25 protein-coding genes and 1 tRNA gene are annotated in these 26,223 nt (G+C 64.2%); 14 read left to right on the forward strand and 12 right to left on the reverse strand.

All coding sequences use genetic code 11. From position 1 onward, the window contains the following. Positions 1–46 precede the first annotated feature (46 nt). The 4 genes from HMP09_RS16925 to zwf all read left to right on the forward strand — a co-directional run bounded on the left by HMP09_RS16925 (position 47) and on the right by zwf (position 4,806). On the forward strand, positions 47–832 hold the full coding sequence (locus HMP09_RS16925; protein WP_056047545.1) for a SapC family protein: 786 nt from the start codon (positions 47–49) through the stop codon (positions 830–832). Positions 833–869: 37 nt separating this feature from the next. Continuing rightward, a complete protein-coding gene (locus tag HMP09_RS16930) occupies positions 870–1,430 on the forward strand; it encodes a cytochrome b (protein ID WP_176501311.1) in 561 nt (186 codons plus the stop codon). Between the two features lie 244 nt (positions 1,431–1,674). Further along, positions 1,675–3,222, forward strand: a complete 1,548-nt coding sequence (locus tag HMP09_RS16935; protein WP_176501312.1) for a cation:proton antiporter — start codon at positions 1,675–1,677, stop codon at positions 3,220–3,222. Positions 3,223–3,306: 84 nt separating this feature from the next. Beyond that, the gene (zwf, locus tag HMP09_RS16940) at positions 3,307–4,806 is read left to right on the forward strand and encodes a glucose-6-phosphate dehydrogenase (RefSeq protein ID WP_176501313.1); all 1,500 of its coding nucleotides are present in this window, start codon (positions 3,307–3,309) and stop codon (positions 4,804–4,806) included. Between the two features lie 119 nt (positions 4,807–4,925). Here zwf and HMP09_RS16945 read toward each other — a convergent pair whose 3' ends face one another. Then, positions 4,926–5,231, reverse strand: coding sequence for a hypothetical protein (locus HMP09_RS16945; RefSeq protein ID WP_176501314.1), 306 nt, complete (start codon positions 5,229–5,231; stop codon positions 4,926–4,928). Positions 5,232–5,259: 28 nt separating this feature from the next. After that, positions 5,260–5,490, reverse strand: coding sequence for a hypothetical protein (locus tag HMP09_RS16950; RefSeq protein ID WP_176501315.1), 231 nt, complete (start codon positions 5,488–5,490; stop codon positions 5,260–5,262). Between the two features lie 119 nt (positions 5,491–5,609). Between HMP09_RS16950 and HMP09_RS16955 the strand changes: the two genes are divergently transcribed. Continuing rightward, on the forward strand, positions 5,610–6,671 hold the full coding sequence (locus HMP09_RS16955; RefSeq protein ID WP_176501316.1) for an SDR family oxidoreductase: 1,062 nt from the start codon (positions 5,610–5,612) through the stop codon (positions 6,669–6,671). Between the two features lie 175 nt (positions 6,672–6,846). Here HMP09_RS16955 and HMP09_RS16960 read toward each other — a convergent pair whose 3' ends face one another. Beyond that, on the reverse strand, positions 6,847–9,231 hold the full coding sequence (locus HMP09_RS16960; protein ID WP_197942444.1) for a hypothetical protein: 2,385 nt from the start codon (positions 9,229–9,231) through the stop codon (positions 6,847–6,849). Positions 9,232–9,704: 473 nt separating this feature from the next. Between HMP09_RS16960 and HMP09_RS16965 the strand changes: the two genes are divergently transcribed. The 4 genes from HMP09_RS16965 to HMP09_RS16980 all read left to right on the forward strand — a co-directional run bounded on the left by HMP09_RS16965 (position 9,705) and on the right by HMP09_RS16980 (position 12,726). Next, positions 9,705–11,057, forward strand: coding sequence for a hypothetical protein (locus HMP09_RS16965; RefSeq protein ID WP_176501318.1), 1,353 nt, complete (start codon positions 9,705–9,707; stop codon positions 11,055–11,057). A gap of 99 nt (positions 11,058–11,156) precedes the next feature. Further along, on the forward strand, positions 11,157–11,672 hold the full coding sequence (locus HMP09_RS16970) for a DUF2975 domain-containing protein (protein WP_176501319.1): 516 nt from the start codon (positions 11,157–11,159) through the stop codon (positions 11,670–11,672). Continuing rightward, positions 11,672–11,890 carry a helix-turn-helix domain-containing protein gene (locus HMP09_RS16975; RefSeq protein WP_176501320.1) on the forward strand — a complete coding sequence of 73 codons (219 nt, stop codon included), beginning with the start codon at positions 11,672–11,674 and terminating at the stop codon, positions 11,888–11,890. Before HMP09_RS16970 ends, HMP09_RS16975 begins: the two co-directional genes overlap by 1 nt. Beyond that, on the forward strand, positions 11,887–12,726 hold the full coding sequence (locus HMP09_RS16980) for a hypothetical protein (protein WP_176501321.1): 840 nt from the start codon (positions 11,887–11,889) through the stop codon (positions 12,724–12,726). The genes HMP09_RS16975 and HMP09_RS16980 overlap by 4 nt, the downstream gene beginning before the upstream one ends. Before the next feature lie 161 nt (positions 12,727–12,887). On the opposite strand, the gene rplL is transcribed toward HMP09_RS16980, so the two are convergent. The 9 genes from rplL to HMP09_RS17025 form a co-directional block, all read right to left on the reverse strand. Then, positions 12,888–13,262, reverse strand: a complete 375-nt coding sequence (gene rplL, locus HMP09_RS16985) for a 50S ribosomal protein L7/L12 (protein ID WP_031392842.1) — start codon at positions 13,260–13,262, stop codon at positions 12,888–12,890. 64 nt (positions 13,263–13,326) lie between these two features. Then, complete coding sequence (rplJ, locus tag HMP09_RS16990) at positions 13,327–13,842, reverse strand: 50S ribosomal protein L10 (protein WP_055879768.1); 516 nt, start codon at positions 13,840–13,842, stop codon at positions 13,327–13,329. Between the two features lie 765 nt (positions 13,843–14,607). Next, positions 14,608–15,300, reverse strand: a complete 693-nt coding sequence (rplA, locus tag HMP09_RS16995; protein WP_176501322.1) for a 50S ribosomal protein L1 — start codon at positions 15,298–15,300, stop codon at positions 14,608–14,610. A gap of 4 nt (positions 15,301–15,304) precedes the next feature. Continuing rightward, positions 15,305–15,736: a 50S ribosomal protein L11 gene (rplK, locus tag HMP09_RS17000; RefSeq protein ID WP_031392847.1), complete on the reverse strand. Its 432-nt coding sequence runs from the start codon at positions 15,734–15,736 to the stop codon at positions 15,305–15,307. Between the two features lie 203 nt (positions 15,737–15,939). Continuing rightward, positions 15,940–16,224: a hypothetical protein gene (locus HMP09_RS17005; protein ID WP_176501323.1), complete on the reverse strand. Its 285-nt coding sequence runs from the start codon at positions 16,222–16,224 to the stop codon at positions 15,940–15,942. Next, positions 16,214–17,455, reverse strand: a complete 1,242-nt coding sequence (locus HMP09_RS17010; protein ID WP_176501324.1) for an EAL domain-containing protein — start codon at positions 17,453–17,455, stop codon at positions 16,214–16,216. The genes HMP09_RS17005 and HMP09_RS17010 overlap by 11 nt, the downstream gene beginning before the upstream one ends. Before the next feature lie 1,118 nt (positions 17,456–18,573). Further along, positions 18,574–19,110 carry a transcription termination/antitermination protein NusG gene (gene nusG, locus HMP09_RS17015; RefSeq protein WP_055872668.1) on the reverse strand — a complete coding sequence of 179 codons (537 nt, stop codon included), beginning with the start codon at positions 19,108–19,110 and terminating at the stop codon, positions 18,574–18,576. A 13-nt stretch (positions 19,111–19,123) separates the two neighbouring features. Continuing rightward, positions 19,124–19,321, reverse strand: coding sequence for a preprotein translocase subunit SecE (secE, locus tag HMP09_RS17020; RefSeq protein ID WP_056047594.1), 198 nt, complete (start codon positions 19,319–19,321; stop codon positions 19,124–19,126). A 535-nt stretch (positions 19,322–19,856) separates the two neighbouring features. Next, positions 19,857–19,933: transfer RNA gene (locus HMP09_RS17025), tRNA-Trp, on the reverse strand. A 168-nt stretch (positions 19,934–20,101) separates the two neighbouring features. Between HMP09_RS17025 and HMP09_RS17030 the strand changes: the two genes are divergently transcribed. From HMP09_RS17030 to tuf, 5 genes are all read left to right on the forward strand, one after another. After that, entirely contained in the window at positions 20,102–21,115 is a 1,014-nt protein-coding gene (locus HMP09_RS17030; protein WP_232090446.1) for an alpha/beta fold hydrolase, read from the forward strand. Positions 21,116–21,532: 417 nt separating this feature from the next. Further along, positions 21,533–21,904 carry a 30S ribosomal protein S12 gene (gene rpsL / locus HMP09_RS17035; protein WP_176501325.1) on the forward strand — a complete coding sequence of 124 codons (372 nt, stop codon included), beginning with the start codon at positions 21,533–21,535 and terminating at the stop codon, positions 21,902–21,904. A 134-nt stretch (positions 21,905–22,038) separates the two neighbouring features. Further along, positions 22,039–22,509 carry a 30S ribosomal protein S7 gene (gene rpsG / locus HMP09_RS17040; RefSeq protein ID WP_055872660.1) on the forward strand — a complete coding sequence of 157 codons (471 nt, stop codon included), beginning with the start codon at positions 22,039–22,041 and terminating at the stop codon, positions 22,507–22,509. 123 nt (positions 22,510–22,632) lie between these two features. Beyond that, complete coding sequence (gene fusA, locus HMP09_RS17045; RefSeq protein ID WP_176501326.1) at positions 22,633–24,729, forward strand: elongation factor G; 2,097 nt, start codon at positions 22,633–22,635, stop codon at positions 24,727–24,729. A gap of 214 nt (positions 24,730–24,943) precedes the next feature. Beyond that, positions 24,944–26,137, forward strand: a complete 1,194-nt coding sequence (gene tuf, locus HMP09_RS17050; protein ID WP_176501327.1) for an elongation factor Tu — start codon at positions 24,944–24,946, stop codon at positions 26,135–26,137. Positions 26,138–26,223: the final 86 nt, after the last annotated feature.

The following is a 26,223-nucleotide window of genomic DNA, read 5'->3' on the forward strand; positions in this document are numbered from 1 at the left end:
GTGGCATGAGCCGCCGGCATTTCGACCGACCGATCCGGAGAGTAACATGGCCAGCACCGCGCAGCTTCCGCTTTTCTACAATGGCCTCGAGCCGCTTTCGAGCGACACGCACGCAAACTACAAGGTTCGCCCGCAGGACAGCGCGCCGTTCCTGGTCGGCCAGCACGCGATCCCAATCACCGTCGACGAATTCCCGCTGGTCCAGCGCCACATGCCGATCGTCTTCTCGGTCGGTGACGACGCGATCCCGCTCGCGCTGATGGGCCTGAACGAGGGCGTCAACGTGTTCGTCGGCGAAGACGGCAAGCTGACCGAGAACACCTTCTACGTTCCGGCGTACGTCCGCCGCTACCCATACATGCTCGCACGCCTGCACCCCGACGCGCAGGAGCTGTCGCTTTGCTTCGATCCGACCTCGCAGGCGATCGGCGATTTCGAGGACGGCGACGCGCTGTTCGAGAACGGCCAGCCGACCGAACTGACCAAGAACATCCTCGGCTTCAACGAGTCGTTCGAGCAGGCCGGTGCCCGCACGCAGAACTTCATGAACGAACTGCGCGAACTCGAGCTGCTGATGGACGGCGAAGTCACGATCCAGCCCGACGGCGCCGACCAGCCCTTCGTCTATCGCGGCTTCCAGATGATCAACGAAGAGAAGCTGATCGACCTGCGCGGCGATGCGCTGCGCAAGATGAGCAAGTCTGGCATGCTGCCTTTGCTGTACGCGCACCTGTTCTCGCTGTCGCTGATGCGCGACATCTTCGCGCGCCAGGCACAGCTCGGCATGACGCCGCAGCAGCAGATGCCGGCCCCCGCCCAGTTCAACGTCTGACCAGTTCAACGTCTGACTATGATGCGAGGAAATCAGCATGGCAGCGCAGGATCGTCCGGATCGCTACTCGTCGGATCGCTATTCTAGGGTAGCGATCTGGTTTCACTGGACGATCGCGCTGCTGGTGATCCTCAACCTCGCGGTCGGGCTGTTGCACGATTCGGTGCCGGCGTTGCGGAGTTGGATGGGCGCACACCAGGCGCTCGGCCTCGCGATACTGGCTCTCACCGTGGCCCGGATAGCGTGGCGGCTGGCACATCGTCCGCCGCCGCTTCCCGCCCGGACGGCCGTCTGGGAGCGCGCGCTCGCGCATGGCTCGCATATGGCGTTGTACGTCCTGATGCTCGGCATGCCGTTGACCGGGTGGTTGATGGTGTCGGGTGGCAAGCCGGGTGGCGTCAGCATTTTCGGCCTCTTCGATGTTCCGTATCTGCCGGTGTCGAAGGCGACCGGGCACCTCGGTCACAGTGCGCACGGCGTGCTGGGCTGGGTCATGCTGGCGCTGGTGCTGCTGCATATCGCCGCCGCGATGCGCCATCATCTGCTGCTTCGCGATACCGTGCTGACCCGCATCTCCCCGGTGCTGAACCGTCGTTGAGACGATCATCGCCGCGTCTCTGCGAAAAAATTTGCGGTGCGGTGCAACAAGGGTTGAACCAAAACGGCGCTCACCCATTTAGACCCTGTACGGCATCGTGTCCCCCCCTTTCGCGGCGCCGTACGGGACGCTTGTAGCGTCCCTCCTCCCTGAACCTAGGCCACTCCATGCTCAGCATGGGGTGGTTTTTTTTGGCCTGCGCGATGCAGTGGGCCCGTCCACTCCTCCCACCCGTTGCGTGCCTGTGGAATTATTCGAGAGCCTTGATGCGATCCTGCTCGCCGCGCTGGTCCTGCTGGTCCTCGCGCGCAAGCTGAACGTGCCGTATCCAACTTTGCTGGCGACGGCGGGGCTTGGTTTTGCGATCCTCCCGTTTGCGCCCAAGATCACGGTCGAGCCGCATCTCGCGCTGGCGCTGTTCATCGCCCCGGCGCTGCTCCACGCCGCGTATCACACCAGTCCGCGCGCCCTTCGACGCCACTGGTTCCCGCTGCTGTCGCTCGCCGTGTTCGCCGTGCTCGTCACCGCCGCGACGGTCGCACTGGTCGGCGTGACGCTCGGCGGACTCCCGCTCGCCGCCGCGTTCGCGCTTGGCGCGATCGTGGCGCCGCCAGACGCCGCCGCGTCTGAAGCGGTGCTCGGCGAGGTCGGCATTCCGCGTCGCGGGCTCTTACTGCTCCAAGGCGAGAGCCTGCTCAACGACGCTACGGCGCTGTTGCTGTTCGGACTTGCGGTCGCGTTCGCGACTCATTCCGACACGCCGGTAACACCGCTCGCACTGGCCGCCGCAGTGCCCGGCGGGATTGTGTTCGGCGCCATTGCGTCTTGGCTCTACCTCCGCGTCGTCCCGCTGTTCGCGGGCACGCTGGGCGCGGGCCTCGCCGATTTCGCGGTCACGTTCGGAATATGGCTGCTCGCTGAGCGGCTGCACATCTCGCCGGTGCTCTCGGTCGTTACGTTCGGGATGATCGTGTCGCAGCGCCGCCCGATCGGTCAGCCTGCGCGCGATCGATTGCAAGGCGCTGCGGTATGGTCGGCGGCGGTGCTCGTGCTCAACATCATCGCGTTCGCGCTGATGGGGCTGCAATCGCGCGACGTGCTGGTTGGTCTGCCCGCCGCCGAGCGTTGGCCTGCGATCGGGTTTGCCGCCGCGGTGCTTGCAACGGTACTCGCCACGCGAATTGCGTGGGTCTTCTTCGTGCGGTTCGTCGAGGGCGTGATCGCCGCCCGCTACGCGCCGTCATGGCTGCCCAAGCCGCCCCCGTGGAATGCGTCGATTATCCTGTCCTGGTCGGGCATGCGCGGCCTGTTGACGCTGGCGACCGCGTTCGCCCTGCCGCGGTCGGTGCCGGGACGCGACCTGATCGTGCTGGCGGCGTTCGGCGTGGTGATCGGCACGCTCGTGTTGCAAGGGCTGACGCTCGGCCCGCTGATCCGCCGCCTCGATCTCGGCGCGGACACCGGGCTTGCCGACGAGATCGCGCCGGCGCGCAAACGCCTGCTCGACGCGGGGCTCGCGGTGCTGCCGGCGCGTGAAGGCGAGGCGGCGGACGCGCTGCGCTTTCGCTACGGCGCGGCAGGCAAGGTCACCGCCGAAGCCGAGGATCCGCAGGCGAAATCGGAATTCGACGAGCTTCACCTCGAGATGATCGCCTGCCAGCGCGTCGTGCTCCATGAAATGCGCGACAAGGGCGAAGTGGCCGAGGATGTCTATCGCCGCCTTCAGGAGGAACTCGACTGGGCGGAGGTCGACGCGCGCGCGTTCGGCGACAACATCCTCACCGCGACCTGAAGGCGTGCCGGGAACATCGGTGCACGCTACGCTGTTTGAGGGAACCACCGTAGAAAGGGTCGAACCGATGTCCGAGGCGAATTCGTGAGCAAGTCTGTCAAGCCCGCCCCCCCGACGACGCTCGTGATCTTCGGCGCATTCGGGGATCTGACCCGCCGCCTGCTGATGCCGGCGCTGATCAACATGACCCGGCTGGGGCTGGTCGGTGACGATTTCCACGTACTCGGCGTCGGCATCGATGAAGGGAACGACCAGTCTCTGCGCGAGGCGCTCGGCAGTTTCGATGCGAAAGGCGGCGAGGGGGCGGGTGAGAAGGGCGATGCCTGGGCGCGGCTCAGGGACCGCGTCGGCTATCTCCAGGGCGACTTCACGCATGACGACGTCTACGATCAGCTTAAAGCGCGGGTGAGCGGCAACGTCGCATTCTACTTCGCGGTACCGGCAAAGTTCTTTGGCGACATCGTCGACAAGCTCGCCGACCACGGCCTGATGCGGGAAGCGCCGCACGCCTTCCGCCGGATCGCGATCGAGAAGCCGTTCGGCCACGACCTCGCCTCCGCGCAGGCCCTCAACGCGCGCATCCTGTCGAAGGTCGGTGAGGCGCAGGTCTACCGGATCGACCATTTCCTCGGCAAGGAAACCGTGCAGAACATCATGACCGCGCGGTTCGCGAACATGATGATCGAGCGCGTCTGGAACGCGGACTGCATCGCGCACGTCCAGATCACGGCCGCCGAGACGGTCGATGTCGGCACGCGCGGGAAATTCTACGACGCGACTGGCGCGTTGCGCGACATGGTACCCAACCACCTGTTCCAGTTGCTCGCGATGGTCGCGATGGAGCCGCCCGCGAGCTTCGATGCCGAGGCGATCCGCAACGAGAAGGGCAAGGTCCTCAAAGCCGTCCGCGTCTATTCACCGGGCAAGGCGAAGCGCAACGGCGTCCGCGGTGCGTACACCGCGGGCAAGGTCAAGGGCGTCGACGTTCCCGCCTACGCGGCCAGTCGCGACGTCGCGCCGGATAGCCGGACCGAGACCTATGTCGCGCTCAAGCTGATGGTCGACACATGGCGTTGGGCGGGCGTGCCGTTCTATCTGCGCACCGGCAAGGCGATGACCTGCCGCGACACCGAGATCGCGATCACCTTCAAGCCGGTTCCGTTCGCCTCGTTCCCCGGCGCCGCTGCCGACATGCTGCCCCCAAACCGGCTGATCATCCAGATCCAGCCCGACGAGGGGCTGAGCATGGACATCAACATCAAGCGCCCTGGTCTGGAAGTGGCGACCGCACCGATCGCACTCGATTTCCGCTATGCCGACGCGTTCGATATCGGGCACCTGACCGGATATGAGTCGCTGATCTACGACCTGTTCGTCGGCGACCAGACGCTGTTCCAGCGTGCCGACGCGATCGAGGCGGGCTGGGCGGCAGTGCAGCCGTTCCTCGACCTCTGGGCGCATGATGCGGGCATGCCCGAGCCGTACGCGGCCGGCACGCTGGGCCCGGCCGCCGCGAATGCGCTGTTGGCGCATGACGACCACGAATGGCACGAGCTCGCGCCGGCGGGACAGACGGTGGCGTAACGCATCCCTCACTATTCTCCCGCGAAGGCGGGAGCCCAGGGTCTCAGACGACAGGGCTCGTGACCCTGGACCCCCGCCTCCGCGGGGGAACAGCGATGGTCGGGACGATCAATGAGCGTTCAAACCCGCTCGGTCAGCTCGATCTCGCCCTCGACCTCCATCTCGTCCTCATCGCCCATCTCGTCCTCATCGCCCATCTCGTCCATGTCGGGCATCGTGAATTCGGCCTTCCAGTCGTAGACCTTCTCGACCCCGCCCTGCACCCAGACGCGCACTGCGCCCTCGGTGATCTCGCCGCCCATCGCGCCGACGAAGTCCGCCACCAGCGAATCCGCGGCATCCTCGTGATCGGTCGCGCCGGGGATCGTCGCGGGCGTCATCTCCTCGTCGAGTTCGATGATCTGCGCCCAATATTGCTTCGCCATGTGTCGCTCCTCAGGAATGGAATCGCCGTCAGCCGGCGGTGATAACGGGGTGATCCTCGCGCAGCCGGTCTGCCAGCCGCTCGACCGCGTCGACCTCGCTTGCGCTGCCCGACGGGGTTACCGCCCAGTTGCAATGCGGGTGCGTGGCGAGGCTGTAGACCTTCACGTCGCCGACGATCAGCCGCCACCGCCGCCGGTCGCCGCTATTGTACCGGACGAGGTTGGTGACGAACAGGCTCTGGAGATCCGATGCGGTCATCCGCGCCCCATAGCGACAAGTGCCCGCCCGCCGCCACCGCAAACGGGTGCCGTGGATCCCTTCCAAAATTCGGAGCGTTCGGAACGGAAGCAGATCATCACGGACGAAAGGAAGCGCACATGGCCGGAACGGCACTGATAGCGGGAACGAGCGGGATCGTCGGCAGCGCGACCGCGGCGGCATTGGTCGAGGCGGGCTGGACGGTCCACGGTCTCGCGCGGCGGCCGACCGAACAGGACGGCGTCCAGCCCGTCGCGGCGGACCTGCAGGACCCCGCCAGCCTTGCAAAGGCGCTCGCCGGTATCAGGCCCGACGCAGTCTTCATCGCCACTTGGTCGCGTCAGGACAGCGAAGCGGAGAACATCCGCGTCAACGGCGGTATGGTCCGCAATCTGCTGGGCGCTCTGTCACCCTCCGGCAGCATGCGCCATGTCGCACTCGTCACCGGCCTCAAGCATTATCTCGGACCATTCGAAGCCTATGGTAAGGGCACTCTCCCGCAGACCCCGTTCCGCGAGGAGCAGGGCCGCCTGGACGTCGAGAATTTCTACTACGCGCAGGAAGACGCCGTCTTCGAGGCGGCGGCCCGCGACGGCTTCGGCTGGAGCGTCCACCGTCCGCACACGATCATCGGCAAGGCGGTCGGCAACGCGATGAACATGGGCACCACGCTCGCGGTCTACGCGACCGTGTGCCGCGAGACCGGTCGCCCGTTCCGCTTTCCGGGCTCCGCGGCGCAGTGGAGCGGCCTGACCGACATGACCAGCGCCAGCCTCCTCGCGGACCATCTTTTGTGGGCGGCGACAACGCCCGACGCGCGCAACGAAGCCTTCAACGTGGTCAATGGCGATGTCTTTCGCTGGAGCTGGATGTGGGGCCGCATCGCCGCGTGGTTCGGAATCGAGGCCGCCCCGTTCGACGGCACGGTCCTGACGCTCGATGAACAGATGGCCGATGATGCGGGAATCTGGCGTGAAATCGCCGCCCGCGAGGGCCTCGCCGAAGCCGACCTGTCCCGTCTCGCCTCCCCCTGGCACACCGACGCCGATCTCGGCCGCCCGATCGAGGTCGTGACGGACATGAACAAGAGCCGCCGCTTAGGCTTCAAGGAATACCAGCCAACCGACGACGCATTCTTCGATCTGTTCGAACAACTCCGTGCGGACCGACTGATCCCGTAAGCGTCGGGAGCAAGTGAGATTACGCAGGCTGCGCTAATCCTCCCCCGCCAGGGGGAGGTGGCTGGCGGATGCCAGACGGAGGGGGAGGCAAGCGCAACCGATGTTCCGTGTCCTCCCCCTCCGTCACTTTCAGCGCGAATCCCCCGTGGCGGGGGAGGATCGAAGGACGGGACCTCTAGCTCTTCACTGCCACGGTCGCCGTAACCCCCGGATCGTCCCGCAACCGCAGGTACAGCATCCTCCCGACCGGCTTCGGCACCGCAAACGAGGCTCCGGTAAACCCCTCCGGCACCCGGGCCGCCGCCGCAAACCCCGCATTCGCTGCAACCGACTCGATTAGGAACAGATCCGTCCCCGCCAGCGTACACGCCTCTGCGCACGTCACCCCGGTAACATCCGGAACGCGCACCAAGGTCGTCAACGGTACCCAGTCCCCCGCGACCCCGCCCTGCACGAGCCGCCACTTGAGCGGTCCATGCGCCGACACGCCGAGCGCCTTGCCCGGCTCGACCGTCACCACCGCGATCCGATCGTCCTGCACGGTCAGCCCGCGCCCCGAGGCCACGCTCGTCGCCATCTTGCCATCCGCCGTCGCGATCTCGACGCTGTCGCCTGCGGAGAATCGCGTACCTTCGGCGCGCATGGAAAACGTCAGGCGAGCATCCTGCGTGATCGCCGTATCCCCCGCCAGCACGACTGCAAGCCCGGGGGAGGGGGGCACCGCCACGCTCTTCGCGATCAACGTGGCCTTGGGCCGCGCCGCCGCGACGGTGAACTTTACCGACCGCTTCCGCCCGTCCGTCAACGTCACGAGCGCCGTCTTCGTCTGACCCGCCACGAACGCCGGCGCCGTATCCGCGACTAGTGGCAGCCGATCCGCCTTGTCGGCCCGTACGACCTCGCCCGGCTTGAACGCCACCCCATCGACGCTCATCGACTCCACCAGATCCAGCCGTGTACCCGCCAGCGTCCCCGCGCCATCGCCGGCATATAGGGTAAGGCCGTCGATCCGCCCCGCCTCGGCAAGCGCGGTCAGCGCGATCCTGTCTGGCGCCTCGACCCCGTATTGCTTGATTAGCAGCGACAACTTCCCCGGCGCGGTCTTCGCCAGCGGCAGGGTGAGCCCGATCCGATCCCCCGTGGTCGTCCACGCCAGCGGCACCTGGCCTGCATCGCCGACCAGCGTCACCGCCTCGACGCAACTCGGCGTGGGCCCCGCCAGCGTCACCGCATTGTCGCGGCCCACGACCAGGCTCTCGGGATCGGTGTCGACCATCGTCCACCCACCGCCCCGCGGCACCTGGAGACGAAACCGCGGCCCGTCGAACGGCGTGAAGCCCCAGCGCCCATGCAGCGTCGCGTCGGTCACGCTGCCAAGCCCGGCCGTTCGCATCCCCACCTGATCGAGCACATAGCCGCCACGCTCGGCATCAGCCTCCACCGGCAGTTCCACGACGCCCCCCTGCGGTGTGGTCACCCGCAAGCTCATGTCGTGCGCGAATTTGGTCGCATAGATCAGCGGCGCCCCCTCGACCGGCAGCACCAGGTCCGGCCGCGCGGCACAGACCAGCCGGTCCGCTTCCGCCCGCCGCATCGTCGGGGTCTGCGGCGTACCGGTCTCGATCAGCGGCATCGCGACCACCATCACCGATTTCGGACTCGCGAACGACGGCGCCGCGTTCAGCAGCAGCGCCAGCCGATCGTCACGCGCCCGTGCCAGCGCCGGAATATACCGGAATTGCGTCGACTGGAACGCGCCGAAGATCTTCGCCAGATCGCGCACCACGCCGATATACGGACTGTAATAGCCGAGCCCGCCCTCCGGCGTCGCGCTCAGTTGCAGCGCCAGATCGGTCGGCGCACCCACCAGCGTATCCGCCAGCGTCGAACTCTGTCCGTCCGCCAACACGAGCGAATCGCGGCTTTGTGTGAGGCACGACGCTTGCAGGTCCGCCGCCAGATCGAGACACTCCGCCTTCAGCTTGATCGCCAGACTTCGCGACAACAACGGCGACACCGCCTCGATCCGTTCCGGCCGCGTCCGCTCCAGCGCGTGAATGCCGTCGAGGAAGGCGTCGAGCCGGGCGCGATCCAGTGACGCCTGATCCAGATCCTGCACTGCGCGCACGAACGCGCCCGGCTGCTTGCGCACCGCCGACACCACGGCATCGAACCCGCCGCTTTCGGGCACCAGAAACACCACCAACTGCCGCGCGCCGTCGGGCACGGTCAGCGCCAGCGCGTTCTTCTTCGCCTTCCACGTCTCGGCTTTGAAGAACCATGATTTCGATGGCGGCTCGGTCGCACCCCGGAGGAACGCTGCGACCAGCAGATAGCGCGCGCCATCGTCCTTCTTGCCCGTCGGCAAGTCCGCCGCGATCGACACGCGGTCCCCCGTCGCAAGCCTCGGCACCTGCGCGATCGGCAGCGTCGTCGTCGCATGCGTCACCGAGATCCGCAGGCTCGGACCGGTAAGGTCGAACGGCGCCGGGTCGGCGCACGCGGGCGTCGGCAAAAGCGTCGCGGCCAGCGCGCACAACGGAAGAAGGCGAAGCATCATCACGGGCGCTCTTATCGTCGAAAGTCCCTGCGATGACCGACATCGGTGTCGATAATAGGGCGACATCGTAACATGGATCGCTGCCCAGGGGGCTGAGGCCGAACGATCGCCCACTGGCCGAACAGCAACCTCGCATGCCAACCTGCGCAATCTGAAGGCTAATCTACCCATGCGCGGAAGGCGCGAGCGGACTGCGCTGCTCCGTTGACCCTCGCGCGACTGGTCGTAAGCGAGACCGTCACGTCCGCAAATACCGTCATGGTCACGGCGTTCCATCGGACTAGCTCGGTCGAGGGGAGAGCAGACACGACCATGCTCCGCGTCAGCGTCGTTGGATCGTGGCGGGCAGGCGCTCCCTGCTCCCACGTTTCACCGCTACTCCGGCGCGGCTCGTCGCATCGCGGGTTGCCGTTGGCCCGCGTTCAGCCTTCCCGGCGGACAACGCCGCGACGAACGCGCAGGGAATTTCGACGATGACGACCGATCGCGGGGCGCTTGCTGCCCTGCTTGCCTCCATGACCTTGCTGACGTTTGCCGCCGGCCCGGCCGCGGCGCAGACCGAGCAGGCCGCTCCGGTCCGCGGGCTGGAAGGACTTGCCCGTCCCGATCCACAGACGACGATCCCGATTCCCGAAGCGCCCAAGATCGTCCTGCCCAGCGAGACTCCAGCGCCCCGTCGCACGTCCCGGCCACGTACCACGGCGTCGCGGGACGTCGACAAGGCGGCTGCGGATAAGACAGCCGCGGACAAGACCAGTCCGGCCAAGGCGGGCTCCACGCGTCCCATCACGGACACAGGATCGCAGACGCGGCAAACCCGCACTGCGGTCGAACCGGCGCGTGCAGCGACCACTGGCGAACCCGCTCCGGCAGCGACGACGGCACCCGAGCCCGCACGGCTTCCATCGCCGTCCCAGACTCCCGCCGTTGACACCGCGCCGCAAGCCGCCCCTTCTCCGCAGGACGTTCCACAGCCTGCGCCGACGTCCGTTACGTCCACGGAATCGACCATCGCCGCACCGGAGACGGGCAGGGCGATGCCCCTCTGGCTGTCGCTCGCCGTCATCATCATCGTTCTGGCCGCATTGTGGGCGCTCCGGCGCAAACCTCGCGGTCGTCGGAATGACCAGCGTGATGACGTTGTGGAGCCTATCGAGCCGTCTCCAGAGCCCGTTCTAGCAGAGCCCGTTGCGCGTCCCGCGGCCGATCCCATCCCAGCGCCGCCGACGCCCGCAGCGATCCCGGCAACCCCCGTCGCCCTTGCCGTCGCCGCGCCGAGCTTCCTCGAGCCCCGCGCGAAGGCACCACCGCCGGCGGCTGCTCCGCTCCGGGCGCGGATAACGTGCGATCTTCGTCCGTTGCGCGCGGGGCTCAATCTCCTGAGCGCGACCGTCGAATGCGAGCTCGTCGTCGCCAACACAGGAGCTGTGCCCGCCGAAGCGGTCCGCATCGGCGTCGCCCTCCTTACCGCGCATGCAGGTCAGGATAGCGATCTCGCCCAGTTCAACGCTGCCCCGATCGCACGTCCCGCGACGCCGCCATTCGTGCTCGCCCCTGGCGAGACCCGAACGATCCGCGCCACCGTCGCGGTTGCCCGCGACTTGATCCAGACGATGACCGCCGCCAACCGCCCTATGTTCGTGCCCGTCGTCGCCACCAACATCGTCTACCGCAGCGCCGGCGACGAGGCGCAGATCGCGCGCGCCTGGGTCGTGGGTATCGAGCGTACCGACTCCGCCAAGCTGGCACCGTTCTGGCTCGATGGCCCCGCCAAGATGGTCACGTCCGTCGCCGCCCGGCCGCACGGGGCGATCTTCGAGCGCTAGCCTTCTATCGAGGCGCTTGAACGGGCGCAGACGAGCCGGATTGCCGTTGACGTTTATCGATAAACGATACATATCGTTTATCGATAAACGGAGGGCGTCATGCAGGATCGGTTTCTGGGTATCGCGAGTGGCTTGCTGCGGTTCGCGAACTGGCTGAACTGGACGTCCGCGATCGGTTTCGCCGGCGCGATCGTCCTGTCGTTCGTCTTCGGCGATGCGATCGCCGCGCATCTCGCGCTGAAATATCACGGCCGCCACGTGCCGGAGACGGTCGCGATCGTCCGGCTGCTGGGCGTTCTCTCGATCGTCGGGGCGGTCGCCGTTCGCCAGCTTTTCACCCGCCTGATCGCGATCGTCGAGACCGTGCGGACGGGTGATCCCTTCGTCGTCGCCAACGCCGACCGGCTCCAGCGGATCGGCTGGGCGCTCTTCGCGATCCAGATTCTCGATCTGTGCGTGGGCGGGATCGTGCTCGTGCTCGACCGGCTCGGCGTCGATCACGCGACCTGGGTTCCGGGCTTCACCGGCTGGATCGGCGTGGTGATGATCTTCGTGCTCGCCCGCGTGTTCCGGCTCGGCGCGGCGATGCGCGACGATCTGGCGATGACCGTCTGATGCCCGTCATCGTTACCCTCGACGCGGTGCTCGCGCGCCGCGGCATGACACTGACCGAGCTGTCGCAGGCCGTCGACATCACGATGGCGAACCTCTCGATCCTGAAGACCGGCAAGGCCAAGGCGGTCCGCTTCTCGACGCTCGAGGCGCTGTGCACCGTCCTCGACTGCCAGCCGGGCGAGATACTGAGTTTCATAGCGGAGGGGGAAGAAGCATGACGGACATGGACACGCGCGGCATCTGGGCAAGGACGGGCAGTGGGGTGCGCGGCGTGGGCCGCGCGGTGCTCGAGACCTATCGGCTGGGCGGGCGCATGGTGGTGGTGGCGCCCGCGATCCTGGCGATCGCCGTGTTGCCCGAATTGGTCCAGCATGTCGCCGAGATCCATCTCGGCATGTTCGAGTCCATCGACCGGTTTCGCGCGCTGGCGAACGATCCGGTGCGGTGGGGCTTCGGCTATGTGAAGGTCGCGGGCTTCGTACTCGCCATTCTGGCGACGGCACGGTTCTGGTCGGTCGGATCCGTCCGCCGGACACTGCTGGTGCCGCCGAAGACGCTGATGAAGGTTGTGGCAGGATTGGCCGTGGGCTTCGCGGTCGCGTCGCCATTCAGCTGGCTCGGCAGGCAAGGCCTGTCGCCTGCGATCAGCGGCATTGCCCAGATCGTCTCCGCGGTGCTGCAGGGCGGATTCATGGTCTATATCATCGGCGCGCTGCTGGAAGACAGGACAGTCACGCCGCGGCGCGCGATGACGTCGCTGCTGCCCGCCGCGATCCTGTTGCTCGTACTGGCCGCAGTCGCGTTCGCACCGTCGCAGGCGCTGCACATGGCGAACCACAAGATGGCCATGGGGCAGGCGCTGCCGATCGTCGGGCTGCTGATGCTGTTCGACGCACTCTGGGTGGGGCTGCTGGCCGCGCTGGTCGGGTCGGCAATGTTCGTCGGCACCAGGACCGGGCTGACGTGGCACGGCTGGACCGTCCATCCGCGCGATCTCCAGGAGACGGCGGGGCAGGGCACCGACGACGGCGTGCTTGAACCGCGGATCGCCTAAGCCGCGCAAGAAAAAGGGCGACCCCATCGCTGGGGCCGCCCTTTTTCTTAGCTGCGGCCAGCAGGGGCAGAGCCCCTGCTTCGTCGGTCGGCATAAATGCCGCCGGCCGGCCTTGCTGGAGTGCGATTTAGCCTAGGCCAAATCGTCTCTCCAGCTGCGGCTTACTTAACCTCAACCGTAGCGCCGGCTGCTTCGAGCTGCGCCTTGATCTTGGCGGCCTCGTCCTTCGACACGCCTTCCTTGACGGCCTTGGGAGCCGACTCGACCAGCGTCTTTGCTTCGGTCAGGCCGAGCGACGTGATCGCGCGGACTTCCTTGATGACGTTGATCTTCTTGCCACCGTCGCCGGTCAGGATGACGTCGAATTCGGTCTGCTCTTCTGCTGCAGGAGCAGCTGCGCCGCCGCCTGCTGCCGGTGCTGCAACCGCTGCTGCGGCCGAAACGCCCCACTTCTCTTCGAGCAGCTTCGAAAGCTCAGCTGCTTCGAGAACGGTCAGTTCGCTCAGGCTCTCAACGAGTGCGTTCAGGTCTGCCATGATAAATCTCCATCTCGGGGCATGTGCCCCATCAGTTCAAAAAGGTAACGAAAGCCCTGCAAGATCAGGCGGCTTCCTTCTCCGCGTAGGCGGAAAGCACGCGCGCGAGCTGCGCTGCCGGAGCCTGCGTGATCGTTGCCAGCTTCGTGGCAGGTGCCACGATGAGGCCAACGATCTTGGCACGCAGTTCGTCCAGCGAGGGCAGCGTTGCGAGCGCCTTCACACCGTCGACGTCGAGGGTCGTCGCGCCCATCGCCCCACCCACGATTTCGAACTTGTCGTTCGTCTTCGCGAATTCCACGACCACCTTGGCGGCCGCGACGGGATCGATGGAGCTGGCCAGACCGACCGGACCCGTGAGCATGTCGCCCAGCGAGCTGTAGTCGGTGCCGTCCATTGCGATCTTGGCAAGCTTGTTCTTCGAGACCTTGTAGGTCGCGCCGGCGTCGCGCATCTTGTTCCGCAGCACAGTAGACTGTGCGACGGTCAGGCCGAGGTTGCGCGTCACGACGACGACGCCGACCTCGGAGAAGGTGCGGTTCAGCTCGGCTACGGCCGCGGTCTTTTGATCACGATCCATGCCATTCTCCACGTTTTTGGACCGTTTGCCCAAAGGCAGACGATCCGGTCACTAACCGGAGGCGCGGACATCCCACGCTTCCGGGGTGTCTCATCGATGGGGCATGGGAGAGGGGCGGCGCACAGGGCAGCCGACAAAATCTCATTCCCCGTCTAGGTGGGAGATTAAGCACCGGCAAACCCTGTGCACCCACTGTCTCGGACGGAGTTCGACGCGCAAGCCCGCCGAACGAAGCTGCGCCTTAGCGGAATTTGCGGAGGAGTCAATCGGTGCAGGCGTAGAGATGGCCGGCTCTCCTCCATTCGTCATCCCAGCGAAAGCTGGGATCTCCCCGTGCGGCTCGCGGGGGCTGCCCCGAGGGAGACGCCAGCGTTGGCTGAGGTGACGGGCAGGAATGGGCTTGATGAGCGCTTTTTCGAGAACAGGTCTGGAACGGCGCTCTCCATTGATCGCGCGACCCATGCCGGACCGCCCGTCATACTGACGAAAGTCAGGACCCAGGGTTACGAACGCTAGCCTTTGCGGTTCTGGATCCTGACTTTCGTCAGGATGACGGGAGCGGGGGCAGGGGGTCACGGCAATTTTTATCGAACGGTCGGATTGTCGCACACGCAAAAAGGGCCGGGATCGCTCCCGGCCCTTTTCAATTCCAGCGCGGGGACGGGAATAAATCCCGTCCCCGTCTCTGGCACCGTCGGTCGCGGCTAGGCCGCGCCGGCCGGGCGTTCGCCGTCTCGTGATTAGCGTCCGCTAATCACGTGCGGCTTACGCCCCAGCCACCTCGGCCGTATCGACCTTGATGCCGACGCCCATCGTCGACGACACGGCGACCTTCTGGACGTACTTGCCCTTCGCGCCGGCGGGCTTCGCCTTCACGATGGCGTCGACCAGCGCGTCGAAGTTCGCGCGCAGGTCTTCCGCCGGGAACGACGCCTTGCCGATGCCCGAGTGGATGATGCCGGCCTTCTCGACGCGGTATTCGATCTGGCCGCCCTTGGCTGCCTGGACGGCGGCCGCAACGTTCATCGTCACCGTGCCGAGCTTCGGGTTCGGCATCAGGCCCTTCGGACCCAGCACCTTACCGAGGCGACCGACGATGCCCATCATGTCCGGGGTCGCGATGCAGCGATCGAAATCGATCGTGCCACCCTGGATGATTTCCATCAGGTCTTCGGCGCCGACGACATCTGCGCCTGCTGCGAGCGCCTCTTCAGCCTTCGCGCCGCGCGCGAACACGCCGACGCGGACGGTCTTGCCGGTGCCCTTGGGCAGCGTGACGACGCCGCGGACCATCTGGTCGGCGTGACGCGGATCGACACCCAGGTTCAGCGCGACTTCGATCGTCTCGTCGAACTTCGACGTGGCGCCCGACCGTGCGAGACCGATGGCCTCGTCGATGCCGTGCAGCTTGACGAGGTCGACCGTGACGGCCTTCTGCTTCTTGCTCAGCTTAGCCATGATCTCAGCCCTCCACCACTTCGAGGCCCATTGCGCGGGCGCTGCCTTCGATGATCTTCGTCGCAGCGTCGATATCGTTGGCGTTGAGGTCCTTCATCTTCGTCGTGGCGATCTCGCTCAGCTGCGAGCGCTTGATCTTGCCAGCGACGACCTTGCCCGGCTCCTTCGAACCCGACTTGAGACCGGCGGCCTCCTTGATCAGGTACGATGCCGGCGGGGTCTTGGTCTCGAACGAGAACGAGCGATCCGCATAGACCGTGATGACGGTCGGGATCGGCATGCCCTTCTTCAGTTCGCTCGTGCCGGCGTTGAACGCCTTGCAGAACTCCATGATGTTCACGCCGCGCTGACCCAGCGCAGGCCCGATCGGCGGCGCGGGCTTTGCCTCGCCTGCAGGCACCTGCAGCTTGATGTATCCGGTAATCTTTTTAGCCATGTCACTCTCTTTTCAAGGACGGCCAACGCGTTGGCGAGCCGACCGGTGAGTCTAGCGGTGATGACGGCCACCTCTCGGCAACCTCCCGCAGATTTCCAGCAATTACGGTGGAAGCTGGCGCGCATAGCCCAAAACGGGGGGAGCGGCAACTGGCGTTAACGGTGCATTCTCGAGGCGGCTATTCGAGACCGTTGGGCAGCGCGCTATTCGAAGACGTCGATCGGCCAAGCGATCTGCTTGGCGGCGGCATAACACGCCGCCCGCGTCGCGTAGCCATCGGAATAGGTGATCAGTCCGCCGGCCTCATGGAACAACAACCAGGCCCAGGCCCCCGCGAGAACGAGCGGTGGCGAAAGGTCGAGCCCCTCTACCTCGCACAATTCCACCCGCATCGATCGCCGCTCTCCTTCGACCGGATTTGTCGTGACGGGCTCAACCTCGTTGAGCGTCTGACCGATAAAGCGGCCGAACCGGTTGTCAGGCACCATGGCGGGGTACGATTGATTCGAGAGGCACGGGTTTCCCCCAATAGAAGCCTTGCCCACAATCGGCACCGAGAGTCCTTGCGAGGACCAGGTCGTCGGCGGTTTCGATGCCCTCGATCACGGTGCCGATCGTCCGACTTCGGCAATAATCGATGATTTCCTTCAGCAGCGAAGCGGGGAACTCGCCATCGCGACATTTCTGGAAGATCTTCCTGTCGATCTTGACCTCGGATACCGGCAGGTCGGAGATGCGATCGAAGTTGGTTGCGCCCTTGCCGAAATCGTCGAGGGAGATAGGCACGCCCATCGTACCAAGAACGCGCATGCTTTCCAGCAGGCGACCATCGAGCCCCGAATAGCTTATCTCCGTGAGCTCGATCCCGATCATTCCCGGGGCGACGTTATGGCGACGCAGCAGGATCGGTAGCGCGGCAACAAAATCCGGGTGCGCGAGCACCGCCGCGCTGCAATTCACCGCTATTGGCACGGGCCTGCCATCCGCGACCAGCGCTGCGAGCAACGATGCCGCCGCTTCTACCGCAAGCGATGTTGCCGCGATCTCCAGCGAAAGGATAGTGGACGGCGCGAAGATGTGCTCGGGGTTGATCGACGGCCGATTGCGCAACCGTGTCAGCGTTTCGTAGCCGGCGATCTTCTCGTCGAGCAAGCTGCGTTTCTCGTGAAATTCATGCCTGAGATTGGGCAGCAATCGGCCCTGCTGAATTAGCCACGACAGGAAATGACGGTCGCCGATATCGCCGTCATGCGGTTGCCGTGTAATATGCGGCAGGCGGTCGGCGATGTCCTGCGCGGTAAAGGGGGCGTCGAGCCAATCGACATGATCGAGGCCGGACTGTTCCGCCAAGGCAAGTGCGTCGGCAAAATGGACGCCTGGCCGCAACAGCGCCAGCGTTCCGGCAAACTGTTCTTTGTCCAGTAAGGCGATGAACGCGTGACGATTGCCGATCGAGGCATCCGGGTTCATAACGATCAGGTCCGGCTGAAACGCCAGCCCGGCACGTTCTTCGCTCGCCATGCCGATCCAGGCGATTTTGTTGCCCATCTCTTCGAGCTGCCGATGAACGTCGGTGGCCGCCGCATTCTCGAGGTCGAGGAACAAGATCCGATGGCCGGCCTCGGGGAAGTCCGAGGACGCGCAAGCCCCCGCAATGCCCGAACGCAAGTGATCGCCGTGCACATGCGATGGTTTCAGGGCGGTGATCGTCAGGGGCATCGGTCACTTCCTGTAGGCGGATCGCTGAATACGGGTGCACGAATGTCAAGCTGGTCACTGTGTACATAGCGAGTGTCAAAAACGCCGGACATCGCATTCGATTGGCATAGTGGTAACTACGCATCGTCTTGTACGTGGACTGTCGTACAAATATTAGCGCAATCTCACCGGTTATGGTTAGTTAATCGCAAATGCGATGTGTATTCTTACGGGTGACAGCGGGCGTGCTCGCCAACTCAATGATTAATAACAAATCTATGCAAGATAGGTCGGAAATTACCGCGTTCTACGGACGAAATATATTTCAATCGCCGGGTGATGTTTCGACGCAAGTAAAGCGGTTGACGAAAGCTGGTATCTAGCAGTGCGGAGCTGCAGCGTTGGCGCGCATTTTCGCCAATCTTCTTCATTGAGTAGTCGATCCCCGTCGGTGCGCAGTCGGCGGGTATAATGTAAGGCCGGACACCGAGTGGAGCGACTGGGCAATGGAGACCATTCCTGCAGTACTTGCCAGAGCACCGACAGCCTATCGCTACCTACGGCGTTAGCGCGTGTCGCCTTTTGGACGGCGATGGCAAGATGGGGCTCGTTTCTCGCGCCATGTGACACCTCATCTCCGTCATCCTGACGAAAGTCAGGATCCAGAGCCATGCAGGGCAGCGTTCCGTCACTCTCGATCCTGACTTTCGTCAGGATGATGGAGGAGGTGCGGGTCTGATATAAGGGGGGCACCCAAAGGCGCGCTGCGGGCATGAGTCCCGCGTCGTCAGTCGGACCGTTGGACAGCAGGCTGTTCGGTCGCCGGCGGACCGCCTACGGTTTTAGGTGTGTCGCTCTTTAGTCAGCGACGGCAAGATCCGAGTTCGTTTCTCGCGCCGTGCAACGCTCTCTCTCAGTCATCCTGACGAAAGTCAGAATCCAGGGCCAAGCAGGGCAGCGTCCCGTCACTCTGAATCCTGACTCTCGTCAGGATGACGGAGGAAGTGTAGGTATGATGGGTACCCCAAGGCGCGACGCGGGCGTTAATCCCGCGTCGGTTGGACCGTTAGCTAGTCGTGCGCCATCACGCGACTTGCTTGCGCCAATCGCGTGCCCTCGCAAGTCCAAAAATGCGCGCCTTACTTGCTGCGCTCGACCTGCTCGAATTCCAGCTCGACCGGGGTGGCGCGACCGAAGATCGACACCGACACCTTGACGCGGCTGCGATCGAAATCGAGTTCCTCGACTAGGCCGTTGAAGGTCGCGAACGGACCGTCGAGAACCTTGACCTGATCGCCGATCTCGTAGTCGACCTTGACCTTCTGCTTGGGGGCCGCGGCGGCCTCTTCCTTGCTGTTCAGCATCCGCGTGGCTTCCGCCTCGCTGATCGCCTGCGGCTTGCCCATGCTGCCGAGGAAGCCGGTGACCTTGGGCGTATTCTTGACGAGGTGATACACGTCGTCGTTCATGTTCAGCTTGGCGAGAACGTAGCCCGGCATGAACTTGCGCTCGACCGCGATCTTCTTGCCGCGACGCGCTTCGGTCGTGGTTTCGGTCGGGACTTCGATCTGCTCGACGAGCTGCTCGAGACCCATGCGGGTCGCCTCGGCCATGATCGAGTCGCGGACCTTGCCCTCGAAGCCCGAATAGGCGTGAATGATGTACCAGCGCGCCATGACGGAACCTTGCTTACTGAGCGAGTTTGAGGAGGGCGGAGACGATCGCTTGCAGGATCGAGTCGACGCCCAGAAAGAACAGCGCGAGGATCGTCGTCATGATCACCACCATCACGCCGGTCATGACCGTCTCGCGACGCGTCGGCCACGTGACCTTCGCGGTCTCGTTGCGGACCTGCTGGATGAATTCGAGGGGGGACGTCTTCGCCACGATGTTCTTCGAACCCGCTGATTGAGAAATTGAGATGCGAGACATAGACCCACTAGCCGCTCCCTGTGAAGGGTCGCGGCGACAGGTCCGTTCTCGCTGTCGGAAGCGCGGCAGATAGCTTCCACGTGTCGTGAAAGCAAGTGCGCGGCGGGAGAGGGGCGGAGCGGCGGTCTGCAAGCGTGGCCGCATGGCCGAAGAAGTGGCGGGGGAGAGCGCTTGGGTCACTCGATCCCCCGCACGATCGTCTTGCCGGTGCCGGTTTGACCGGCGGCTCCGCTCCCACGGTTTCTCTTTATCGTTCGGCTTGACGACGGCACGGATGGTGTACGCCGAACGCAGGCGAAAAAAAAGGCCGGTACAAGACCGGCCATGAAAGTTTTTAGGAGAGGATGCCTGAAAGGCCTGAGTGTTGTGCATCGCAGCAGATCATTTCTCAAGTGCGCAATCTGCATCAAGGAATGCAATTTCTGCAATCGTGCCGGACGCGGCAATACGCGGCGGATAATCGCCAAGAATTCCGAGAATTTGATGGGGGTGGCAGGAGTGCTCGGATTCGAACCGAGGGCCTTCGGTTTTGGAGACCGACGCTCTAACCAACTGAGCTACACTCCTACACGGACGCGCCCCTTACCCAGCGTTTTCGCGAAGGGCAAGCGTCTCGCGTGCAAATTGTCCCCCGGAGCTATCCGGGACCATCCTCGTAAGGATGACGCGTTGCGCGCCGCATGGTTTGCCCGTTAACCTTAAGTCTCAGCATAGGATTCAGGAAAGCGTAATCATATGAAGGCCGGATTGATGATGCTGGCGCTGCCGGTGGCGGCTCTGCTCACGGGGGCGGGCCCGGTACCGCAGGTGTCCGACCTCGGGCCGCAACTCGAACGCTTCACCTATCCGTGGCCGGTCCAGACGATGGAGGTCGATATCGTCGGCGTCCCCGCGCAGATGGCCTTCATGGATATCGCGCCGCAACGGCCAAATGGCCGCACGGTGGTCCTGCTCCACGGCAAGAACTTTTGTGGCGCCACCTGGGGCAGCGCCGCGCGGGCGCTCAGCGAGGCCGGCTACCGGGTGATCGTCCCCGACCAGATCGGCTTCTGCAAATCGTCCAAGCCCCGCGCGGCACAGTATAGCTTCGAAATGCTGGCGACGTTCACCAAGCGGCTCCTCGAATCGCGCGGCATCACGCGAGCGACGATCGTCGGGCATTCGATGGGCGGTATGCTCGCGATGCGCTACGCGATCCTCTACCCTGCGTCGGTCGAGAAGCTGGTGCTCGTCAATCCGCTCGGTCTGAAGGATCGCGGCGAGGAGGGCGTGCCCTACACCGATGTCGATACACTCTGGGCGAACGAGAAGAAGACGAGCTACGCGTCGATCAAGGCGTATCAGCTCGAGAATTATTATCACGGCGTGTGGAAGCCGTCCTATGATCGCTGGGTCTGGATGCAGGCGGGCATGTATCAGGGGGCAGGGCGCGATACCGTGGCGCTCGCGCAGGCCAAGACCAGCGAGATGATCAAGACGCAGTCGGTCGCCCATGAGCTCTACCGGATCACGTCGCCGACGACGCTTATTATCGGCACGCTCGACAAGACCGCGTTCGGTCGCGCGCAGGCGCCGGCGAATCTGCGCAAGTTCCTCGAGCCGGTGCCAATGGTCGCGCCGCGGGCGGTGAAGCAGATGCCGAATGCGACCCTCGTTACGCTCGACGGGCTGGGCCATTCACCACAGGTCGAGGACCCCGCGCGATTCGAAAAGACCCTCCTCGCCGTGATCGGCACGCGACCGCGGTAGCCAGAACTCACCGATCCTCCCCGCCAGGGGGAGGTGGCTGGCTCTTGCCAGACGGAGGGGGAGGAAAGGGATAGCACCGGTTGCGTGTCCTCCCCTTCCGTCACCTGCAGTGCCACCTCCCCCTTGTGGGGAAGGATTACAAAGAGGGGCGGTGGACCGTCGTCGCCGGGCTTCACGTCGGCGTTTTTACCCACCCGGAACCAGTCGCAGCCCCAATTCCGACCCGTTGACCCGAGCCGCGTCCTGACCTATAGGCGCGCCCTGTTCTTCGGGAGTCTTTCCCGCCGGGCATGCTTGAACATTGCTGGATGCATTCCAGGACCTGAGGGGCGCCGTGTGCGCGTCGATGGTCCTTTTTGTATTCTCAGGCGCCTCAATGGCTCCAGCAAAGTAACCACTTGAAAGGTGAAGGCTTCAATGCCGACGATTAACCAGCTGGTCCGCAAGGGCCGCGATCCGCAGAAGGCCAAGTCCAAGGTCCCTGCGATGGAAGCCAACCCGCAGAAGCGCGGCGTTTGCACCCGCGTCTACACGACGACCCCGAAGAAGCCGAACTCGGCTCTGCGCAAGGTGGCCAAGGTTCGCCTGACCAACCAGCGCGAAGTCATCAGCTACATCCCGGGCGAGGGCCACAACCTTCAGGAGCATTCGGTTGTCCTGATCCGTGGCGGTCGTGTCCGCGATCTTCCCGGTGTTCGCTATCACGTCCTGCGCGGCGTGCTCGATACACAGGGTGTGAAGAACCGGCGTCAGTCGCGTTCCAAGTACGGCGCCAAGCGTCCGAAGTGATCATGCCGGGGGCATGATCATCCCGGAAAGATCGCTATGAGCGGTCTTACCCGGGATCCACGCCTCGGAAGTTACGAAGCTTAGTAAGCCCCGGACGTGTTCCGGAATCGGCTGAAGTCTACAAGGAAATTGAAATGGCACGTCGTCGTCGTCCCGAAAAGCGGGTCATCCTGCCTGATCCCAAGTTCGGGGATGAGGTTCTGTCGAAGTTCATGAACAGCGTCATGCTGGACGGCAAGAAGTCCGTCGCAGAGCTGATCGTGTACGGTGCATTCGAAACCGTCGAGCAGCGCGCCAAGCGCGACCCGATCGGCGTTTTCCACGATGCACTGAACAACGTGAAGCCGGGCATCGAAGTCCGTTCGCGTCGCGTCGGTGGTGCAACCTACCAGGTTCCCGTCGAAGTGCGTCCCGAGCGTGCACAGGCGCTGGCGATCCGCTGGCTGATCGGTGCGGCACGTTCGCGCAGCGAGAACACGATGGCCGCACGGCTGTCGGGCGAGCTGATGGATGCCGCCAACAACCGTGGCAACGCGGTCAAGAAGCGCGAAGATACGCACCGGATGGCAGAAGCCAACCGTGCCTTCTCGCACTACCGCTGGTAAAAGCGGGCTTCGCAGACTAGCATTGGTAACCGTGTTACGGGCGGTCTTTCGTCCGTAACGCAAACACCTATATATTGGGGAGCCGGCACGTTCGGCTCCCCATATCCTTAAGGAAGCACGATCATGGCCCGCAGCCATCCGCTCGACCGTTACCGCAACATCGGCATCATGGCGCACATCGACGCCGGCAAGACGACGACGACCGAGCGCATCCTCTATTACACCGGCAAGTCCTACAAGATCGGCGAAGTGCATGAAGGCACCGCGACGATGGATTGGATGGAGCAGGAGCAGGAGCGCGGGATCACGATCACCTCGGCTGCAACCACCTGCAAGTGGCGCGCCGAAGAAGGTAAGGGCGAAGAGCACCTTATCAACATCATCGACACCCCGGGGCACGTCGATTTCACGATCGAAGTCGAGCGTTCGCTTCGCGTTCTCGATGGCGCGGTCGCGTGCTTCGACGGCGTTGCCGGCGTCGAGCCGCAGTCCGAGACCGTGTGGCGTCAGGCCGACAAGTACGGCGTGCCGCGCATGTGCTTCGTCAACAAGCTCGACCGCACCGGTGCCGACTTCTATTTCTGCGTCGATTCAATCATCGAGCGTCTCGGCGCGCGTCCGGCTGTGCTGTATCTTCCGATCGGCATGGAAGGCGGCTTCAAGGGCCTCGTCGATCTCGTCGAGAACCGTGCGATCATCTGGCTCGAAGAGAGCCTGGGCGCGAAGTTCGAATATGCCGAGATCCCCGAGGATCTGGTCGAGAAGGCTGCGAAGTATCGCAGCGAGCTGATCGAGATGGCCGTCGAGCAGGACGATGCTCTGATGGAAGCCTATCTTGAGGGTAACGAGCCGAGCGTCGCCGACCTCAAGAAGCTGATCCGCAAGGGTACGCTCAGCATGGCCTTCGTGCCGGTGGTCTGCGGTTCGGCGTTCAAGAACAAGGGCGTTCAGCCCCTGCTCGACGCCGTGGTCGACTATCTGCCTTCGCCGCTCGACGTGCCCGCAATTCAGGGCCTGAAGCTCGACGGCGTGACGCCGGACGAGCGTCCTTCGTCGGACGACGTGCCGTTCTCGGCGCTGGCGTTCAAGATCATGAACGATCCGTTCGTCGGCACGCTGACCTTCGCCCGCATCTATTCGGGCAAGCTGGAGACCGCATCGCAGGTCACCAACTCGGTCAAGGACAAGAAGGAAAAGGTCGGTCGCATGCTGCTTATGCATGCGAACAGCCGTGAGGACATCCAGGAAGCCTTTGCTGGCGACATCGTCGCGCTCGCAGGCCTCAAGGATACCACGACGGGCGACACGCTCTGCGCGATGAACGCACCGATCATCCTCGAGCGGATGGAATTCCCCGAGCCCGTGATCGAGCTGTCGGTGGAGCCGAAGACCAAGGCCGATCAGGAGAAGATGGGCGTCGCGCTCAATCGTCTCGCACGCGAGGATCCGTCGTTCCGCGTGTCGTCGGACCCCGAGTCGGGCCAGACCATCATCAAGGGCATGGGCGAGCTCCATCTCGAGATCCTGGTCGATCGCATGAAGCGTGAGTTCAAGGTCGAGGCCAATGTTGGCGCTCCTCAGGTCGCATACCGCGAGTATCTGAAGAAGCCGGTCGACGTCGACTACACGCACAAGAAGCAGTCGGGCGGCACCGGCCAGTTCGGTCGCGTGAAGGTCAAGGTCACGCCGGGCGAGCGCGGTTCGGGCATCACGTTCAAGGACGAGATCAAGGGCGGCAACATTCCGAAGGAATATCTGCCCGCGATCGAGAAGGGCTTCCGCGAAACCGCTGCGTCGGGTTCGCTGGTCGGCTTCCCGATCATCGATTTCGAGATCGTGCTGTATGACGGCGCGTATCACGACGTCGACTCGTCGGCACTGGCGTTCGAAATCTGTGCTCGTGGCGCAATGCGCGAAGTGGCACAGAAGTCGGGCATCACGCTGCTCGAGCCGGTCATGAAGGTCGAGGTCGTCACCCCGGAGGATTATCTGGGTGACGTCATCGGCGACATGAACAGCCGTCGTGGCCAGATCCAGGGCACCGACAGCCGTGGTAACGCGCAGACGGTCGAAGCGATGGTCCCACTGGCCAACATGTTCGGCTATGTGAACTCGCTGCGTTCGTTCACGCAGGGTCGTGCGAACTACTCGATGCAGTTCTCGCATTACGACGAAGTGCCGCAGAACGTCGCCGACGAAGTGAAGGCTAAGCTGGCGTAAGCCAAAGGCGCACGGAGCTAGGGCAACCTGGCTCCGAGACGCCGCAAGGCCGGCCGGCCTCGGGTTCGCCCGAGGTCCGACGACACGGAATTCACTTCCGTGTCGGCCCCCTTCGTAAGGCAGGGGCTGGCGCAACGCTTTAACAGCCGCTATTGGGCCGCGTTCGCGCGGTTCCCGGGGTGGCACCGGAATACGAATCAGAAGGTAGGAAACAATGGCCAAGGCAAAATTTGAGCGGAACAAGCCGCATCTCAACATCGGCACCATCGGTCACGTCGATCATGGCAAGACGTCGCTCACCGCTGCGATCACGAAGGTTCTGGCAGAGACGACCGGCGGTACCGCTGTCGATTTCGCAAACATCGACAAGGCTCCCGAGGAGCGCGAGCGCGGCATCACGATCTCGACCGCACACGTCGAGTACGAGACGACCGCACGTCACTACGCGCACGTCGATTGCCCGGGCCACGCCGATTATGTGAAGAACATGATCACCGGCGCAGCCCAGATGGACGGCGCGATCCTCGTCGTTTCGGCGACCGATGGCCCGATGCCACAGACCCGTGAGCACATCCTGCTCGCACGCCAGGTCGGCGTGCCTGCGATGGTCGTGTTCATGAACAAGGTCGATCTGGTCGACGATTCCGAGATCCTCGAGCTGGTCGAGATGGAAATCCGCGAGCTGCTCAGCTCGTACGACTTCCCGGGCGACGACATCCCCGTCATTCAGGGCTCGGCTACGGCTGCACTCCAGGACAAGCTGCCTGAGCTCGGCAAGGAAGCCGTTCTCAAGCTGATGGCTGCCGTCGACGAGTACATCCCGCAGCCCGAGCGTCCGCTCGACAAGCCGTTCATGATGCCGATCGAGGACGTGTTCTCGATCTCGGGTCGTGGCACGGTCGTCACCGGCCGCGTCGAGACCGGCATCGTCAAGGTTGGCGAGGAAGTCGAGATCGTCGGTATCCACCCGACCGTCCGCAAGACCACGGTCACGGGCGTCGAGATGTTCCGCAAGCTGCTCGACCAGGGCCAGGCTGGCGATAACGTCGGCGCGCTGATCCGCGGCGTCGCTCGCGACGAAGTCGAGCGTGGCCAGGTGCTCTGCAAGCCAGGCACGATCAAGCCGCACACCGACTTCAACTCGGAAGTGTACGTGCTGTCGAAGGAAGAGGGTGGCCGTCACACGCCGTTCTTCGCCAACTACCGCCCGCAGTTCTACTTCCGTACGACGGACGTGACCGGCACCGTCGAGCTGCCTGAGGGCACCGAGATGGTCATGCCAGGCGACAACGTGTCGCTCGGCATCAAGCTGATCGCACCGATCGCCATGGATGTCGGCCAGCGCTTCACGATCCGCGAAGGCGGCCGTACCGTCGGTGCAGGCGTCGTCAGCCAGATCGACAAGTAAGTATCTTCTCCTTCGGGAGGTGAACGAAAAGAGCCCGGCTTCTCGCGAGAGAGGCCGGGCTTTTTCGTGTTTTGGGTAGGGCGGGC

Source organism: Sphingomonas sp. HMP9 (assembly GCF_013374115.1).
Classification (GTDB): Bacteria; Pseudomonadota; Alphaproteobacteria; order Sphingomonadales; family Sphingomonadaceae; genus Sphingomonas.

Bases quoted from the DNA above. Each gene is read 5' to 3' on its own strand.
- tuf (WP_176501327.1), top strand. From the start codon at position 24,944: ATGGCCAAGGCAAAATTTGAGCGGAACAAGCCGCATCTCAACATCGGC.
- fusA (WP_176501326.1), top strand. From the start codon at position 22,633: ATGGCCCGCAGCCATCCGCTCGACCGTTACCGCAACATCGGCATCATG.
- HMP09_RS17030 (WP_232090446.1), top strand. From the start codon at position 20,102: ATGAAGGCCGGATTGATGATGCTGGCGCTGCCGGTGGCGGCTCTGCTC.
- HMP09_RS16925 (WP_056047545.1), top strand. From the start codon at position 47: ATGGCCAGCACCGCGCAGCTTCCGCTTTTCTACAATGGCCTCGAGCCG.
- HMP09_RS16950 (WP_176501315.1), bottom strand. From the start codon at position 5,490: ATGACCGCATCGGATCTCCAGAGCCTGTTCGTCACCAACCTCGTCCGG.
- rpsL (WP_176501325.1), top strand. From the start codon at position 21,533: ATGCCGACGATTAACCAGCTGGTCCGCAAGGGCCGCGATCCGCAGAAG.
- HMP09_RS16975 (WP_176501320.1), top strand. From the start codon at position 11,672: ATGCCCGTCATCGTTACCCTCGACGCGGTGCTCGCGCGCCGCGGCATG.
- rplJ (WP_055879768.1), bottom strand. From the start codon at position 13,842: ATGGATCGTGATCAAAAGACCGCGGCCGTAGCCGAGCTGAACCGCACC.
- nusG (WP_055872668.1), bottom strand. From the start codon at position 19,110: ATGGCGCGCTGGTACATCATTCACGCCTATTCGGGCTTCGAGGGCAAG.
- HMP09_RS17010 (WP_176501324.1), bottom strand. From the start codon at position 17,455: ATGCCCCTGACGATCACCGCCCTGAAACCATCGCATGTGCACGGCGAT.
- rpsG (WP_055872660.1), top strand. From the start codon at position 22,039: ATGGCACGTCGTCGTCGTCCCGAAAAGCGGGTCATCCTGCCTGATCCC.
- HMP09_RS16930 (WP_176501311.1), top strand. From the start codon at position 870: ATGGCAGCGCAGGATCGTCCGGATCGCTACTCGTCGGATCGCTATTCT.
- HMP09_RS16980 (WP_176501321.1), top strand. From the start codon at position 11,887: ATGACGGACATGGACACGCGCGGCATCTGGGCAAGGACGGGCAGTGGG.
- HMP09_RS16945 (WP_176501314.1), bottom strand. From the start codon at position 5,231: ATGGCGAAGCAATATTGGGCGCAGATCATCGAACTCGACGAGGAGATG.
- HMP09_RS16955 (WP_176501316.1), top strand. From the start codon at position 5,610: ATGGCCGGAACGGCACTGATAGCGGGAACGAGCGGGATCGTCGGCAGC.
- rplA (WP_176501322.1), bottom strand. From the start codon at position 15,300: ATGGCTAAGCTGAGCAAGAAGCAGAAGGCCGTCACGGTCGACCTCGTC.
- HMP09_RS16965 (WP_176501318.1), top strand. From the start codon at position 9,705: ATGACGACCGATCGCGGGGCGCTTGCTGCCCTGCTTGCCTCCATGACC.
- HMP09_RS16960 (WP_197942444.1), bottom strand. From the start codon at position 9,231: ATGATGCTTCGCCTTCTTCCGTTGTGCGCGCTGGCCGCGACGCTTTTG.
- rplK (WP_031392847.1), bottom strand. From the start codon at position 15,736: ATGGCTAAAAAGATTACCGGATACATCAAGCTGCAGGTGCCTGCAGGC.
- rplL (WP_031392842.1), bottom strand. From the start codon at position 13,262: ATGGCAGACCTGAACGCACTCGTTGAGAGCCTGAGCGAACTGACCGTT.
- HMP09_RS16970 (WP_176501319.1), top strand. From the start codon at position 11,157: ATGCAGGATCGGTTTCTGGGTATCGCGAGTGGCTTGCTGCGGTTCGCG.
- HMP09_RS17005 (WP_176501323.1), bottom strand. From the start codon at position 16,224: ATGGTGCCTGACAACCGGTTCGGCCGCTTTATCGGTCAGACGCTCAAC.